This is a genomic window from Microbacterium sp. ABRD28 (genome assembly GCF_003850245.1).
Classification (GTDB): Bacteria; Actinomycetota; Actinomycetes; order Actinomycetales; family Microbacteriaceae; genus Microbacterium.
Genome location: NZ_CP031015.1, coordinates 1,584,501 through 1,600,133, shown reverse-complemented (window position 1 = coordinate 1,600,133; position 15,633 = coordinate 1,584,501). Strand labels below are relative to the sequence as shown.

Annotated in this window: 12 protein-coding genes; 6 read left to right on the top strand and 6 right to left on the bottom strand. The window is 70.0% G+C overall.

What is annotated here, in order from left to right; all coding sequences use genetic code 11:
* The first annotated feature begins 39 nt into the window (after window positions 1-39).
* Window positions 40-867, top strand: a complete 828-nt coding sequence (locus tag DT073_RS07730) for a DUF1206 domain-containing protein (protein WP_124292861.1) — start codon at window positions 40-42, stop codon at window positions 865-867.
* On the opposite strand, the gene DT073_RS07725 is transcribed toward DT073_RS07730, so the two are convergent.
* Window positions 854-2,653 (bottom strand): proline--tRNA ligase, encoded by a 1,800-nt coding sequence (locus tag DT073_RS07725; RefSeq protein ID WP_124292860.1) that lies wholly within the window; start codon window positions 2,651-2,653, stop codon window positions 854-856. The genes DT073_RS07730 and DT073_RS07725 overlap by 14 nt on opposite strands.
* A 100-nt stretch (window positions 2,654-2,753) precedes the next feature.
* Between DT073_RS07725 and DT073_RS07720 the strand changes: the two genes are divergently transcribed.
* Entirely contained in the window at window positions 2,754-3,773 is a 1,020-nt protein-coding gene (locus DT073_RS07720; RefSeq protein WP_124292859.1) for a 1-aminocyclopropane-1-carboxylate deaminase, read from the top strand.
* Window positions 3,774-3,914: 141 nt separating this feature from the next.
* Here DT073_RS07720 and ispG read toward each other — a convergent pair whose 3' ends face one another.
* Entirely contained in the window at window positions 3,915-5,066 is a 1,152-nt protein-coding gene (ispG, locus tag DT073_RS07715) for a flavodoxin-dependent (E)-4-hydroxy-3-methylbut-2-enyl-diphosphate synthase (RefSeq protein WP_200829956.1), read from the bottom strand.
* 196 nt (window positions 5,067-5,262) lie between these two features.
* Between ispG and DT073_RS07710 the strand changes: the two genes are divergently transcribed.
* Window positions 5,263-7,233: an anthranilate synthase family protein gene (locus DT073_RS07710; RefSeq protein WP_124292858.1), complete on the top strand. Its 1,971-nt coding sequence runs from the start codon at window positions 5,263-5,265 to the stop codon at window positions 7,231-7,233.
* A gap of 108 nt (window positions 7,234-7,341) precedes the next feature.
* On the opposite strand, the gene DT073_RS07705 is transcribed toward DT073_RS07710, so the two are convergent.
* Both DT073_RS07705 and DT073_RS07700 read right to left on the bottom strand, forming a co-directional pair.
* Complete coding sequence (locus DT073_RS07705) at window positions 7,342-8,670, bottom strand: M50 family metallopeptidase (RefSeq protein WP_124292857.1); 1,329 nt, start codon at window positions 8,668-8,670, stop codon at window positions 7,342-7,344.
* A gap of 108 nt (window positions 8,671-8,778) precedes the next feature.
* Complete coding sequence (locus tag DT073_RS07700; RefSeq protein WP_164478168.1) at window positions 8,779-10,131, bottom strand: HNH endonuclease signature motif containing protein; 1,353 nt, start codon at window positions 10,129-10,131, stop codon at window positions 8,779-8,781.
* Window positions 10,132-10,311: 180 nt separating this feature from the next.
* Here DT073_RS07700 and DT073_RS07695 point away from each other — a divergent pair, with 180 nt between their 5' ends.
* The 3 genes from DT073_RS07695 (at window position 10,312) to DT073_RS07685 (ending at window position 13,401) form a co-directional block, all read left to right on the top strand.
* Window positions 10,312-10,899: a hypothetical protein gene (locus DT073_RS07695; protein ID WP_240638806.1), complete on the top strand. Its 588-nt coding sequence runs from the start codon at window positions 10,312-10,314 to the stop codon at window positions 10,897-10,899.
* A gap of 102 nt (window positions 10,900-11,001) precedes the next feature.
* Window positions 11,002-11,694, top strand: coding sequence for a DUF1775 domain-containing protein (locus tag DT073_RS07690; protein ID WP_124292855.1), 693 nt, complete (start codon window positions 11,002-11,004; stop codon window positions 11,692-11,694).
* A gap of 51 nt (window positions 11,695-11,745) precedes the next feature.
* Window positions 11,746-13,401, top strand: a complete 1,656-nt coding sequence (locus tag DT073_RS07685) for a Mur ligase family protein (protein ID WP_205783066.1) — start codon at window positions 11,746-11,748, stop codon at window positions 13,399-13,401.
* 20 nt (window positions 13,402-13,421) lie between these two features.
* Here DT073_RS07685 and dxr read toward each other — a convergent pair whose 3' ends face one another.
* Both dxr and DT073_RS07675 read right to left on the bottom strand, forming a co-directional pair.
* Window positions 13,422-14,510 carry a 1-deoxy-D-xylulose-5-phosphate reductoisomerase gene (gene dxr / locus DT073_RS07680; RefSeq protein WP_124292854.1) on the bottom strand — a complete coding sequence of 363 codons (1,089 nt, stop codon included), beginning with the start codon at window positions 14,508-14,510 and terminating at the stop codon, window positions 13,422-13,424.
* A 37-nt stretch (window positions 14,511-14,547) separates the two neighbouring features.
* On the bottom strand, window positions 14,548-15,498 hold the full coding sequence (locus DT073_RS07675) for an FKBP-type peptidyl-prolyl cis-trans isomerase (RefSeq protein ID WP_124292853.1): 951 nt from the start codon (window positions 15,496-15,498) through the stop codon (window positions 14,548-14,550).
* Window positions 15,499-15,633: the final 135 nt, after the last annotated feature.

Genomic DNA, 15,633 nt, shown 5'->3' with positions numbered 1-15,633 from the left:
TTTTCATGAAGCCCCGGCGCCGGCCGCTACGCTGGGGCGATGGGTGCGGTGACCGAAGCCCGGACCGCAGCACGCGCCGCCGAGGATGCCGGGTGGTTCCGGATTCTCGCACGGTCGGGGTACGTCGCCAATGGGGTGGTCCACCTCATCCTGGGCGTCCTGACGCTGGCGATCGCGGTCGGCTCGGACGGAGCGAGCGACCAGACGATGGTCTTCAAAGCCATCGCCGCCGCCCCGTGGGGATTCGCCGCGCTGTGGGCTCTCACCATCGGTTTCTCCGCACTGGGTTTCTGGCAGCTCGTGCAGAGCGTCCTCATGCGGCGCCGCGGCGAGGAGATGCGTGTGGCCGTCTGGGGCCGCCGCCTCGGCGCGTGCGGACAGGCCGTGATCTTCCTCGCTCTGGGACTCATCGCCGCGGCTGTCGCGCTCGGCGCACGCCCCGACGCCGAGGAGGCCACCGAGGACCTCAGCTCGGTGCTCCTGGACATCTGGGGCGGCGCAGTGGTGCTCGGACTCACGGGCCTCGGAGTCGGGATCGGCGGCCTCGCCTTCATCGTGATGGGCGTGCGACGGAGCTTCGAGAATCGGATGACACTGCCGGACGGCCGCCTCGGCACGATGATCCGGGTGCTCGGGGTCGTCGGGTTCGTCGCCAAGGGGGTCGCGCTCACGACCGTCGGGATCCTGCTGCTCGTCGCGACCGTGACCGCCGACGCGGATGTCGCGGGCGGTCTCGACGGCGCGGTGCAGGCGCTCTTCCGCCTCGCCCTCGGTCCGTCCCTCGTGGCGGCCGTCGGTGTCGGGCTGCTCTGCTACGGCGTGTTCAGCATGCTCCGGGCACGGTACGCGCGACTCACCTGGCGGTGAGCTGCGCGATCGCGGCCTCGACGTCCATGACCTGACGCTCGCCCGTTGCACGATCCCACAGCTCGACATCGCCGGAAGCGGCGTCGCGTCCCGCGATGACGATTCTGGGCACGCCGACGAGCTCAGCATCGGCGAACTTCACCCCGGGAGAGACCTTCGGCCGATCGTCGTAGAGCACGTCGCGACCCGTCGCCTCCAGGCGAGCGGCGATGTCCTCGGCGAGCGCGTACGCCGCGGCATCCTTCCCCGTCGCCACCACGTGCACGTCGAACGGCGAGACCGACGCGGGCCAGATCAGGCCCCTGTCGTCGTTGTTCAGCTCGGCGAGGATGGCCAGGATCCGCGTGACGCCGATGCCGTACGAGCCCATCGTGACGGTGACGAGCTTGCCGTTCTCGTCGAGCACTTTCAGTCCGAGGGTCTCGGCGAAGAACCGGCCGAGCTGGAAGACGTGGCCGATCTCCATGCCCCGTGCCAGCGACACCGGGCCCGACCCGTCGGGGGCCGGGTCACCGGCACGCACCGAGGCGACATCCACCACGCCGTCGCCGACGAAATCGCGACCCGCGACCAGCGAGTGGACGTGCTTCTCGTGGATGTTGGCTCCGGTGATCCAGCTGGTGCCGTCCACGACGCGGGGATCCAGCAGGTATCGGATGCCACTGGCCGACTCCTCGCCCAGGATCGGCCCGGTCTCGGACCAGGGTCCGATGTAGCCCCGGACGAGCTGCGGGTTCCGCTCGAAGTCGGCGTCGGTGGCGGCCTCGACCTCGGCGGGCGCGAAAGCGACCTCGACGCGCTTGTCGTCGACATCGCGATCGCCGGGAATGCCCACCACGACGAGCTCGCGCGTGCCGTCGAGGTGGGTGAGGGCGAGCACCACGTTCTTCAGCGTGTGCGCTGCCGTCCACTGCGTGGCATCGGCGGTCGCAGGCCCCGCGATTCCCGGCGCGGGCGCGCCGAGGTGCGCGTTGGCGTGATCCACCAGGGTCTGGATCGTCGGGGTGTCGGGCGAGTCGAAGATCACCGGCGCGGGGAGCCCATCGATCGGGAGCGGCTCGGGCGCTATCGTCTCGAATGCCTCGACGTTGGCGGCGTAGCCCCCTTCCGAGCGGACGAAGGTGTCTTCGCCTACCGAGGTGGGGTGCAGGAACTCCTCGCTGCGGGCGCCGCCCATCAGGCCGTTGTCGGCCTGCACGATCACGTACTCCAGCCCGAGGCGCTGGAAGATCCGCTCGTAGGCGTCGCGCTGCGCCTGATACGAGACGTCGAGACCGGCGTCGGTGTAGTCGAAGGAGTAGGCGTCCTTCATGGTGAACTCGCGTCCGCGGAGGAGCCCCGCGCGGGGGCGGGCCTCGTCGCGGTACTTGTCCTGGATCTGGTAGATCGACAGCGGGAGATCCTTGTACGAGGAGTAGAGGTCCTTCACCAGCAGGGTGAAGAGTTCCTCGTGCGTGGGCGCCAGCAGGTAGTCGGCGTCCTTCCGGTCCTTCAGTCGGAAGATCCCGTCGCCGTACGCCTCCCAGCGACCGGACTCCCGGTACGGATCGGCGGGGACCAGGGCGGGGAAGTGCACCTCGTACGCCCCGATCGCGGTCATCTCCTCGCGGATGATGTTCTCGATGCGGGCCTTCACGCGCAGCCCCAGGGGCAGCCAGGCGAAGATCCCGGGCGCCTGGCGGCGGATGTACCCGGCGCGGACGAGGAGGCGGTGACTGGTCACCTCGGCGTCGGCGGGGTCTTCGCGAAGGGTGCGGAGGAAGAAGTGCGAGAGACGGGTGACCACGAGCGACAAGTCTAGGGCGGGAGGCGGGCCGTCCGAGTCGGATCGCAGAATGCAATATATTGCAAGCAGCCCCTGCGCACATCCCGACGAAAGGCGCATCGTGAAGCTGCACGAGTTCCCCCGGCATCCGCTCACCTTCGGACCGAGCCCCCTCCAACCGCTGAACCGGCTGACGAAGCATCTCGGCGGCGCGGAGGTCTGGGCCAAGCGCGAAGACGTCTCGAGCGGCTTGGCGTACGGCGGCAACAAGATCCGCAAGCTCGAGTACATCGTCCCCGACGTGCTGTCCTCGGGCGCCGACACCCTCGTCTCGATCGGCGGGTACCAGTCCAATCACACCCGGCAGGTCGCCGCGGTCGCCGCGCACCTCGGACTGAAGGCACGCCTCGTCCAGGAGAAGTGGGTCCCCTGGGATGACCCGGTGAACGACAAGGTCGGCAACATCCTGCTCTCTCGGATGATGGGCGCGGACTCGCGCCTGGACGACGCGGGGTTCGACATCGGCATCCGCGACTCGTGGAAGCAGGCCCTGGCCGAGGTGGAGGCCGGCGGCGGCACCCCTTACCCGATCCCGGCGGGCGCGTCCGAGCATCGACTCGGCGGGCTCGGTTTCGCGAACTGGGCCTTCGAGGTCGCCGAGCAGGAGAGGGCGCTCGGGGTGTTCTTCGACACGATCATCGTCTGCACGGTCACGGGGTCGACCCACGCGGGGATGATCGCCGGGTTCGCGGCTCTGGAAGAGCTGACCGGCGTCCGCCGACGGGTCATCGGCATCGACGCCTCCGCGACGATCGAGAAGACGCGCGACCAGGTGACGCGGATCGCTCGGAACACCGCAGAACTGATCGAACTCGGCCGCGACCTCCGCGACGACGAGATCCAGGTGCTCGAGGGCTGGGCCGGCGACCTGTACGGCATCCCGGTCGACTCGACCATGGAGGCCATGTCTCTCGGGGCCCAGCTCGAAGCGATGATCACCGACCCGGTCTACGAGGGGAAGTCCCTCGCGGGGCTCATCGATCTCGTGAAGGGCGGCGACATCCCCGCGTCATCCACCGTTCTGTACGCCCACCTCGGCGGCCAGCCGGCGATCAACGCCTACCACAAGCTCTGGAGCTGAGCCTGCCGGCCTGCTCCCGCCCGCGGAATTCGGAGGAGACGACGAACTTCGGATCGTCGCCGCCACATCCTCCGAATCTCGCGCGATTCTCCGAGCTCGGGATGCCGGGCGCCCGCGGCACCGCCGCGCACCCCGCCCGCGTCAGCTGGTGACGACCTGCGCGGTCCCGAGCGGGGCGTCGGGCCCCATCTCGTCGGCGATGCGGTTGGCCTCCTCGATGAGGGTGGCGACGATCTCGGACTCGGGCACGGTCTTGATGACCTGACCCTTGACGAAGATCTGACCCTTTCCGTTGCCGGATGCGACGCCGAGGTCGGCCTCGCGCGCCTCGCCGGGACCGTTCACGACGCAGCCCATGACGGCGACGCGCAGCGGAACGGTCATGTCCTTCAGTCCCTCGGTGACGTTGTCGGCGAGGGAATAGACGTCGACCTGGGCGCGTCCGCACGACGGGCAGGAGACGATCTCGAGCTTGCGCTCACGGAGGTTGAGCGACTGCAGGATCTGGTGCCCCACCTTGACCTCTTCAGCCGGGGGCGCCGAGAGCGAGACGCGGATCGTGTCGCCGATCCCCTCCCCCAGCAGGATGCCGAACGCCGTCGCGCTCTTGATCGTGCCCTGGAAGGCGGGGCCGGCCTCGGTCACACCGAGGTGCAGGGGCCAGTCGCCGCGCTCGGCGAGCAGGCGGTAGGCCTTGACCATGACCACGGGGTCGTTGTGCTTGACCGAGATCTTGAAGTCGTGGAAGTCGTGCTCCTCGAACAGCGACGCCTCCCAGACGGCGCTCTCCACGAGCGCCTCAGGCGTCGCCTTGCCGTACTTCTCCAGCAGCCGCGGATCGAGCGAGCCCGCGTTGACGCCGATGCGCAGCGACACCCCGGCGTCTTTCGCCGCCTTGGCGATCGCGCCGACCTGGTCGTCGAACTTCCGGATGTTGCCCGGGTTCACCCGAACGGCGCCGCAGCCCGCGTCGATCGCCTGGAAGACGTACTTCGGCTGGAAGTGGATGTCGGCGATGACAGGGATCTGGCTCTTCTTGGCGATGATGTGCAGCACGTCGGCGTCGTCCTGAGACGGCACCGCCACGCGCACGATCTCGCAGCCGGATGCCGTCAGTTCGGCGATCTGCTGGAGTGTGGCGTTGATATTGGTCGTCGGCGTCGTGGTCATGGACTGGACGCTCACGGGGGCATCCCCGCCGACCAGGACTTTTCCGACGCGGATCTGCCGGGTCTTGCGGCGGGGGGCGAGGACCTCGGGCACACGAGGCATACCGATGTTCACAGCAGGCACGGTTTCAGCCTACGCCGCGCGCGTGCGCCCGGGCGGGAAATGCCGCCCTCCCGCGGTGTCGGGATGCCGGTGTGGTAGGTTCGCCGCATGTTGGCGCACTGGTGGCTCACCGCGTAGGCGGTGGTGTTCGCGCGACATCCGACCGCCTCCGGGCGGTCTTCTTCGTAGGGTGACCGCCCCCTGACGAAAGACCGAGATGACCGGCTTCCCCCACGACCTGTTCGCCGAGCTCGCCCAGGGCGCCCTGCCCTTCGCCCTCATCGCCCGCGACGCCGAGAACGTGGAGCTGCTGACCGGCGACGTCGTCGACGTCGACCTCCTCGCCGACATTCCGCTGACCGACGCTTCAGGTGCCCCTCACGAGGTCCTCGCCCTCGTGCCCTTCCGCCAGGTTCGTGAGCGCGGCTTCGCGTGCCACGACGACGGCGCCCCGCTGCGGTGCCTCATCGTCTCGGACCGCACCGTGATCTCCCGAGCCGAGGCGCTCGCCGAGCTGCCGAGCGCGCCCGTCGCTCTGCGGGACGCCGGCTTCGACATCGACGACGAGGCGTATGCCGACATCGTTCGACGCGTGATCGCCGATGAGATCGGCCGCGGCGAGGGAGCGAACTTCGTCATCCGGCGCGATTTCACCGCCGCCGTCGACGCCGACCCGATCACCGCCGCGCTGACGTGGTTCCGGGCGCTCCTCGAACACGAGCGCGGCGCCTATTGGACCTTCGCCGTGGTGACCCCCGGCCACATCGCCGTCGGTGCGAGCCCCGAGGCCCATGTCAGCGCCCGCGACGGCGTGGTCACGATGAATCCCATCTCCGGGACGTTCCGCCATCCCGACGGCGGTGCGACCGTGGAGACGCTCACCGAGTTCCTGAGATCGACCAAGGAGACCGAGGAGCTCTTCATGGTCGTCGACGAGGAGCTGAAGATGATGAGCGCGGTGTGCTCCGACGGCGGGCGCATCACGGGCCCGCACCTGAAGGAGATGTCGCGCCTTACCCACACCGAGTACGTGCTGCGCGGGCGCAGCCGCCTGGATCCGCGCGAGATCCTTCGCGAGACGATGTTCGCCCCGACGGTGACCGGCTCCCCCATGCAGAACGCCTGCACGGTCATCACCCGCCACGAGACCTCGCCCCGCGGCTACTACTCCGGAGTCGCGGCCCTCTTCACGCCGCGCACAGACGTCATCCTCGAGGGTGAGTCGACGCACGACCTCGACGCGCCGATCCTCATCCGCACGGCGTACCTCTCCGACGGGCGCCTGCGCGTCCCGGTCGGCGCGACGCTGGTGCGTCACTCCGATCCGTACGGCGAGGTGGGCGAGACCCACGGCAAGGCCGCCGGGGTTCTCGGCGCGATCGGGGCGATCCCGCGCGATCGCCCGGCCCCGGCCGTGCTGCCGGTCGCCGCCGCGATCGAGGAGACGATCGATGAGGATGCCCCCGCGGCCGCTGCGCGGCCGCTCGGATCCGACCCGGAGATCGCCTCGCTCCTGTCCTCGCGCAATGCCCGCCTGGCCGCCTTCTGGCTGAACCCGCAGGCTGCTCCCGAGGGCGGGGGGCCTTTCGCGGGCCGATCGGCGATCGTCGTCGACGCCGAGGATCGGTTCACCACGATGCTGGCCCACCAGCTGCGCCACCTCGGTCTCGACGTCGAGATCGTGCCGTGGGACCGGGTCTCGGACGCGCAGGTCGATGCCGCCGAGCTGGTCATCTCAGGCCCGGGTCCGGGCGACCCGCGCGACCCGTCGACGCCGCGGATGCGGCGCATGCGCGAGGTGGTCGCCCGACGACGCACCCAGGGCCGCCCTCTTGTGGCGGTGTGCCTGAGCCACCAGATCCTCGCCGACGGCCTGGGCATCGACCTCGTCCCGCTCGATCAGCCCCATCAGGGGCTGCAGAAGACGGTGGACGTGTTCGGCGAGCCCGCATCCATCGGCTTCTACAACACCTTCACCGCGCGGGTCCCCGCCGGCACGACACGGATCGACGCGGCGGAGGCGCCGGAGGTCGAGGTCGCCGCCGACCCCGTCACCGGCGACGTCTTCGCGCTCCGGGGTCCCGCGTTCGCCTCCATCCAGGGGCACCTGGAATCGATCCTGTCCAGAGACGGGATGCTGACGCTCGAGCGCCTGGTCGCCGCCGCGCTGTCGCCGGTCACCGCCTGAGTCTCACCGATCCACCGCCTGAGTCTCACCGATCCACCGCCTGAGCCTCACCGGTCACCGCCTGAGCCTCACCGATCCACCGCCTGATCGCCCGGCACCCGACCCCGGTCAGCCGAACAGCGAGATCGGGTTCAGGATGTCGGCGAGGATCAGCGTGCCGCCCATGACCAGGAGCGCGATGAACACCACGAAGGTGACCGGGACGAGCTTGGTGGCGTCGACCGGCTTCGGAGGCGGACGGCGGAACAGCTTCGCCCACGCCCGCTTGATGCCATCCCACAGGGCCACCACCACGTGGCCGCCGTCGAGAGGGAGCAGCGGCAGCAGGTTGAAGGCGAACAGCGCGACGTTCAGCGACGCCAGCAGCGACAGGAACCCCGCCACCCGATTGAGGATGGGCGCTTCGGCGGCGGCGACCTCTCCCGCCAGTACGCCGACGCCGACGACGCTGAGGGGCCCATTGGGATCGCGCTCCTCGCCGGTGAAGAGCGTCGTCGCGGTGTCGAAGATGCGCACCGGAAGCTGCCAGATCACCGTGGCGACGGCGCCGACGTTCTCGAATGCGAACTGCGGGCCGGCCCAGATCGGCTGCTGGACGTAGGCCGATGACGGCCCGATGCCGGCGAAGCCCACCTCCTCGGTGACCGGGTTGCCTGCGGCGTCGGTGACCGGCCTTCCGGTGTCGTCGTAGACCTCCCGCTCGGCGGTGGTGGGGACGAGCTGGAGCGTCCGCTCCTCGCCATCCCTGAGCACCACGACCGACAGTGTGTCTCCCGGGGACGAGCGGATGATCTCGGATGCTTCGGCAAAGGTCTCGATGGGCGTTCCATCGATCGAGACGATCTCGTCGCCGGGCTCGAAACCCGCTGCCGCAGCCGGTGCCGCCGGATCGGAGGGTTCGCACGCCGTGCGCTCCGCCGACGCGGGGATCACGCATTCGTTGACGGTCTGGACCGTCGTGGTCGAGGTCTGCACGCCGATGCCCGAGAGCAGAATCGCGAAGAGCACGATCGCGAACAGGAAATTCATGATCGGTCCGCCGAGCATGATGACGATCCGCTTCCAGACCGGCAGCTTGTAGAACACCCGGAGGTCGTCGTCGCCGTCGAGGGTCTCGTCGTTCGCCGCCCGCGCATCTTGGACCATCGTGGCGAAGAAGCCACCACCGGCCCGTCCGCCTCGCTCGGCGCTCTTGGGCGAGGGCGGGTACATGCCCGCCATCGAGATGTAGCCGCCGAGGGGGATGGCCTTGACGCCGTACTCGGTCTCTCCGATGCGACGCGACCACAGCGTCGGTCCGAAGCCGATCATGTACTGGCCGACGCGCACTCCGAACCGCTTGGCCGGCCACAGGTGCCCGAGCTCATGGAGGGCGATCGAGACAGCCAGCCCGACGACCATCAGGGCGATGCCGATGACGAATGCAAGGACCTCCACGCCACTCACGCTATACCCGGGTTCTTTGAGTCCGCCGTGGGTCCACGGCGGAGGCTTTCGTCGCCACGATGCTCACTCAGCACGATGCTCATCCAGCTTCCTGCTCATTCAGAAGGGGGCGACGGCGAGTTCGCCGTCGTCGGTGGGGACGAACGCGACGCGTGAGGGTGGATGGCTGTCGTAGGTCTTCCCGCCGGGGCTGGTGAATTTCAGTACCCCGCCGGGGAGTTGTTCGACGTGCCAGTTCGTGGCGTGTTTCAACGTGTGATGCCGGGCGCATTCGTTGCAGAGGTTGTCGTTGGACGTTGGTCCGCCTAACGCGAAGTCCCTCGAATGATCCTTGTCGCACAGTTTCGCGGGCCTTCGGCATCCGGGTGTTCGGCAGGTGACGTCGCGGGCGTTGAGGAACCGGGTTTGGGATGGATGAGGGGTGTACCTGTCCACCGCGGTCACCACCCCGCTGATCGGGTCGGTCATCACCCGGTCCCACACCCTCGCGGTTCCCGCCATCCGTCTCGCGGTATCGGGGTCGACCGGGGTGACCCCGTTCAACTCCGCCCCTGACCCGGTGACGCCGGTGAGGGTGGTGATCGGGATGGTGACCTGCACTTCGGCCCGGATGGCGCCGAGCCCGCCCTGCGCCCCGTCGGTGGGGTCGATGACGGGGGACGCGGCGACGAGCATGTCCAGGGCGAGGTCGCAGCGGATCTCATCCAGTGAGCGGTCGTCGAACCACGGCTCCGTCGTTTCCTCCTCCGGCGCACCCCCTTCACCCTGCGTCGCGGCGTACTCGCGCCGCTTCGCGCGGTCGACGTCCTTGATCGTGGTGCCCTGCCCGGTGAGCCGGTTGAAGGCGCCGTGGATGTACACGTTCCCGCCCAGGATCGTCAACGTCGACAGGGTGTCGTCCAGGTCGGTGACCCACACCCGGCGTTCCCGGATCGCGGTGTCGTGCCGTTCCTGCAACGGCCTCGGGTCGAGGACCGCGGCACGTTGGAGGGCGTACTTCTTCGTCCTCGGTACGGTCTGCCGTTCGGCTTCGACGAGGACGATGCGTTCGCACGCCGCCCGGTCGGCGGCATCCTCGATCACCCGCCCGGCGTCCTGGATCACCTGCGCGTGCGCCCGCGTGACCCGCCCCTCGACCAGGGCTTCCATCGTCTGCGGGAACAGCTCGATCAGCTCGTGCGCGTCGTGCATCTGGGTCTGCATCGACCGGTCGTTCACCCTGACCGCCATCCCGAGCTCGAGCGCCATCGACCGCAGCGGCATGTCCCGCTCCCTGGACGACACCGAACCCACCCGCGACCGCTGCTCCAGCGTCAACGCATACGCGTCGGCGAGCAACCGGGTCTCCTTCGCTTCGAGCGCTGCCCGACGCCTCCGCAGCTTCGCCAGCTCATCCGCGAACACCCCGGCGCGCCTCTCCTCCGCCCGCCGCCGCTTCTCGTCCGCGTCCACTGGAAACCCCGTCTCGATGACCTACCAGAATCATCGCAGAGGGCTCCGACATCGCCGAACCAACTCTCGACCGGTCATCGAAGCTTTGTACGATCACCAGGCGACCTTTCCTCGAGTCGAGTTCCGGCCGCACCGCCGCGTAGCCTGTTACCGCCGACATGGCGAAGCCCCGAGGAGACCATGAGCCCCCGACACCTGCGCGCCGGCCGAGCCGTCGCAGCCGCCACCGCGGCCACGGTGATCGCCGGGACCTCGCACACCCTCGCCGCCGAAGGCCCTCCCCCGGTCATCCTGCTGCTGGTCGCGGCGGTGCTCGTCACCCCGGTCGCGCTGATCCTCATCGGCCGTCGGCCGAGCCTCGTTCGCACACTCGCCACGGTGACCGCGGCTCAGGCCGTCTATCACGTGGCGTTCGCGCTCGCGGGCACCGGCTCGTCGTCCGACGCCGCCGCCCCTGCGGGGCATCTCCACCACGTCGCGCTTCCCCTGACCTCGGGTGCCGTCGCCACCGTCCCCGACGCCCCGATGCTCTTCGCCCACGGCCTCGCCGCGATCCTGACGGCTCTTCTCCTCCACCACGGCGAACGGATGCTGCGGGCCCTCGGGCGCGGCATCCGCACCCTCCTCACCGGCCCCCGTGCGGTGCTTCCTTCCCCTCGCGTCGCGCTCCCCCGCCTCGGGATCGACCGGCCCGCGTGGAGTCTTCGCACCCGACCGCCATCGGGCTGTTCCTCCCGGGGTCCCCCGGTTCGCGTCGCGGCCGTCTGAGGCCGCGACGCCCCGCACACCGGCGCGGTCCGCGCCGGTGATCTGTGCGCCCGCCGACCCGGCGGTGCGTCATCGACCCTGCGTGAAAAGGAAAGAATTCGCATGACCGCTTCTGCTTCCCCCCGTACGTCCCTCCTCGCGGCCGGCTCCCTCGTCGGCCTCGCCCTCGTGCTCGCGGCGCCCCTCGCCGCATCGGCGCATGTCGGCGTCTCGCCCGAGGTCGCTCCCGCCGGCGCCCGGACGACGCTGCAGTTCTCGTTCTCCCACGGGTGCGAGGACTCACCCACGACGACCCTCGCCGTCGACATCCCCGATGAGGTCGTCACCGCGACCCCGGTGGTCGGCGGAGACTGGACGATCACCCGGGACGTGGGCGCCGACGGCGTGCCGACCCGGGTGACGTTCACTGCCGACGAGCCCATCGAGTCGGGCCTGCGCGCCTCGGTCGCGCTGGATGTCACCTTCGCGGAGGCATCGGCCGGCGCCACCGTTGCGTTCCCGGTCGAGCAGAGCTGCGTCACCGGCTCGACCGCATGGAACGACGTGGCCGAAACCGGAGAGGAGGAGCCGGCGCATCCGGCCCCCGTCGTGCTGGTCTCCGCTCCGGAGGAGGGCGCAGCCTCGGAGCATGGCGGGTCGCACGCGAGCGTCGCGTCGGAGGATCCCGCCGCATCAGCGGCGACCGAGCAGACCGGCACGGATGATCCGGTCGCCCGCGGGTTGGCCGCAGCGAGCCTCGCCGCCGGCGTCGGCGCCCTCGTCGTGGCGCTGTGGCGCCGACGCGCGCGGAGCTGATCCCCGCCGGATCACGGTCTCGGCCGGAGCCGGTGAGAGGATGGATGCGCCATGCCGACGGATGACGCTCCCCACCTGCCCCCCGTGCTTCGGCCGGACCACCCGCCCGTGCACCGCGTGGGCGATCTCGCCGAACGCTTCGCTCGCCGCGTGAGCGGCGACCCCGGCGAGACGACCCTCACGGGGGTGACCCTCGCCACCGCAGATCTGCGACCCGGCGACGTCTTCGTCGCCGTCCGCGGGGTGAATCGTCACGGCGCAGAGTTCGCCGGCGATGCCGCAGAACGCGGCGCGGTGGCGGTCGTGACCGACGAGGCCGGTGAAGCACTCGCCGCGGCATCCGGTCTCCCCGTCCTCGTCGTCGACGACCCGCGCGCCCTGCTCGGCGCCATCTCGGCGTGGGTCTACGGCACCGGGCGTGACGACGACCTGCCCCTGCTGTTCGGCACCACCGGCACGAACGGCAAGACGAGCGTGTCGCACCTGCTGGAGGGCATTCTCGATCAGCTCGGCGTCGTCACGGGGCTGTCCTCGACGGCGGAGCGCCACATCGCGGGGCAGGTGGTGGTTTCCCGCCTGACCACCCCCGAGGCCTACGAGATGCACGCGCTGCTGGCGCTCATGCGGGAACGGGGCGTGCAGGCCGTGGCGGTCGAGGTGAGCGCGCAGGCGCTCAGCCGGCGCCGCGTCGACGGCATCGTCTTCGACGTGGCCGGGTTCACCAACCTCAGCCACGACCACCTCGACGACTACGCCGACATGGCCGAGTACCTCGAGGCGAAGCTGCCGCTCTTCACCGCCGAGCGCGCCCGCCGCGCCGTGATCTCCCTCGATTCATCCGCCGGCGCGGACGCCGTCGCGCGATCGGAGGTGCCGACCCTCACCGTCGGGACGCCGGCGATCGCCGTCGACCCCGAGGCTGCGGCGCAGGCCGACTGGGTCGTCGAGATCGTCGAGGAGCGCCAGCAGGGCACCCGATTCAGGCTGTCGTCGAAAGACGGACGGATGCTGGAGACCGTCGTCCCGGTCATCGGCCAGCACATGGCCGCCAACGCCGGTCTCGCCATCGTGATGCTCCTCGAGGGTGGCTACGCGTGGGACGACCTCGTCTCGGCGTTCACCCGCGACGGTGGAATACGGGCGTATCTGCCCGGACGCACCGAGATCGTCTCGGGTGAGAGCGGCCCGGCGGTCTTCGTCGACTTCGGCCACTCCCCCGACGCCTTCGAGAAGACCCTCGCCGCGGTGCGGCACGTCACCCCCGGCCGGGTGCTGATGCTCGTCGGCGCGGACGGCGACCGCGACGCCACCAAGCGGCTCGACATGGGGCGCACTGCTGCCGAAGGCAGCGACATCCTGATCATCACCGACCACCATCCGCGGCACGAGGATCCCGACTCGATCCGGGCCACCCTCATCGAGGGAGCGCGCCGGGCGAAACCCGACGCCGAGATCCACGAGTACTCCCCGCCGGAGCGGGCCATCCGCGAGGCCGTCGCGCTGGTCGGGGAGGGTGACGCCATCCTGTGGGCCGGCCCCGGCCACCAGGATTACCGCGACATCCGCGGCGTTCGCACTCCCTATTCCGCGCGGGAACTCGCCCGGCGGGCCCTCGCCGCCCGCGGCTGGCCCGTTCCCGAGCCCCGCTGGCCGGTTCCCTACCCGGAGGACAGCACACCGTCATCCGATCCCCTTCGCCCGGCCTGAGACAGGCCGGGGAGAGACCCTCAGCGCGCGGCGATCAGCTCGTCGGCGATGCGCCGTGCCCAGCTCTCGGCGTCGGCGAGCGACGCCCGCGTGAGAGCGGCGGGAGCCTCATGACGGTCGACGACATCGGCGACGAGGTCGACGATGTCGAGGAACCGGAGTCGCCCCTCGTGGAAGGCGTCGACCGCCTGCTCGTTCGCCGCGTTGAACACCGCGGGGTAGGTGGCCCCAGCCTTTCCCACCCGCTTGGCCAGACGCACCGCAGGAAAGGCCTCCTCGTCGAGCGGCTCGAAGGTCCACTGTGTCGCCCGGGTCCAGTCGATCGGCACGCCGACACCGGCCACGCGCTGCGGCCAGTCCAGGCCCAGCGAGATCGGAAGCCGCATGTCGGGGGGTGACGCCTGCGCGATGGTCGACCCGTCGACGAACTCGACCATGGAGTGCACCACCGACTGCGGGTGGACGACGACGTCGATCGCGTCGTAGGGCACATCGAACAGCAGGTGCGCCTCGATGACCTCGAGCCCCTTGTTCACCAGGGTGGCCGAATTCGTCGTGACGACCCGGCCCATGTCCCACGTGGGATGGGCCAGGGCCTGTGCGGGAGTCACGTCGGCGAGCTCCGATCGTGAGCGCCCGCGGAAGGGTCCACCCGAAGCGGTGAGCACCAGTCGGCGCACCTCCTCGTGGGTGCCGGCGCGAAGCGCCTGCGCGATCGCGGAGTGCTCGGAGTCCACGGGGACGATCTGCCCGGGCGCAGCGAGGGCGGTGACGAGCTCACCGCCCACGATCAGCGATTCCTTGTTCGCCAGCGCGAGGGTGCGACCGGTCTCGAGCGCGGCGAGAGTCGGCCCGAGCCCCACCGACCCGGTGATGCCGTTGAGCACGACATCAGCTTCCACGTCGCGGACGAGCTGCTCCGCCTCGACGGCTCCGAGAGCGCACGCGCTCTCGGAGACCCCGAACTGCGCCGCTTGCGCAGTCAGCTGGTCGCGGCGGGTCCCCGCCGCGAGACCGGCCACCTCGAAGCGGTCGGGATTGGCTGCGATGACCTCGAGGGCCTGCGTGCCGATGGAGCCGGTGGAGCCGAGGACGAGGATGCGTCGCATCCGGTCAGCCTATCCGCGGTCCTGCCGCGCAGCGGGGTCAGGGCGCGGTCGTGGGCGCGACGTGCTGGACACCGAGGATGTCGACGACGAAGACCAGGGTCTCCTCCTGGAGCTCATTGCCCTCGACGGCACCGTATCCGAACTCCGGCGGGATCACCACGAGCACCTGCGAACCGACGGTCTGACCTTCCAGCGCCTGGCGGAACCCGTCGACCACGCCGGTGGTCTGGAACGACGTCGGCGTCCCGGCCTCCCAGCTGGAGTCGAACACCTCGTTGTCCGACCACTTGACGCCGGTGTACTGGACGAGCACGGTGTCGCCGGGCTCGACGGTCTCGCCGTCACCCTGCTTCAGGGTCGCGAGCTCGACCTCGGTGGGAGCATCGGCGTCGGGCACCGTGATGGTCGGCTCACCGTCATCGGCCAGCTCGACCTCGGGAAGCCCCTCCGGCGCCGGCTGCTCGGTGCCCCACGCGGCATCGGGGACGGTCTCGAGGAAGTCGAACACGTAGACCTCGCCGCCGTTGGTCTCGGTCGCGGGGAAGGTGGCGACCACCCGTGTGCCGGGCGTGGCGCAGCCGAGGACCTGGCCGATGGGATTGTCGGCGGAGATCTGCTGCGGCAGGAACTGCCCGGGCTCGTAGTTGAGCGACCCGAGCTCTTCGCCGGTCTCGGCGCTGAAGGCGGTGAAGGCGATGTTGACGAGCTCACCGGCCTCGACGGCGTCGCCCTCGCCCTCCGTGACCACGGTGCTCTGCAGCTCGGAGATCTCCAGCGGCGCGGTGAAGACCGCCTGCGATGCGGCGCCGGGCTCACCTTCGACCGTGACCGCTTCGGACGCGTCGCCCGACGGGGCGACCGCGTCGCACAGATCGGCGACCTGAGCCGACGGCGACTGGGTCGCGTCGGGCGCACCACCCGAGCACGACGTCAACAGCAGGACCGATACGGCGGCGACGGACAGAGCGGCGAGCGGACGAATACGCACAAAAACCTCAGGGTCGAGGGACGGAAGGACCTCCCCATCCTGGCCTACGTTTCCTCTGTCTGGGCTGAGAGGTCGCGATGGTCCGGTGTGCAAGGGGGTCGGACGGCGGTGATGCCGACGACGGAATGAGAGCGA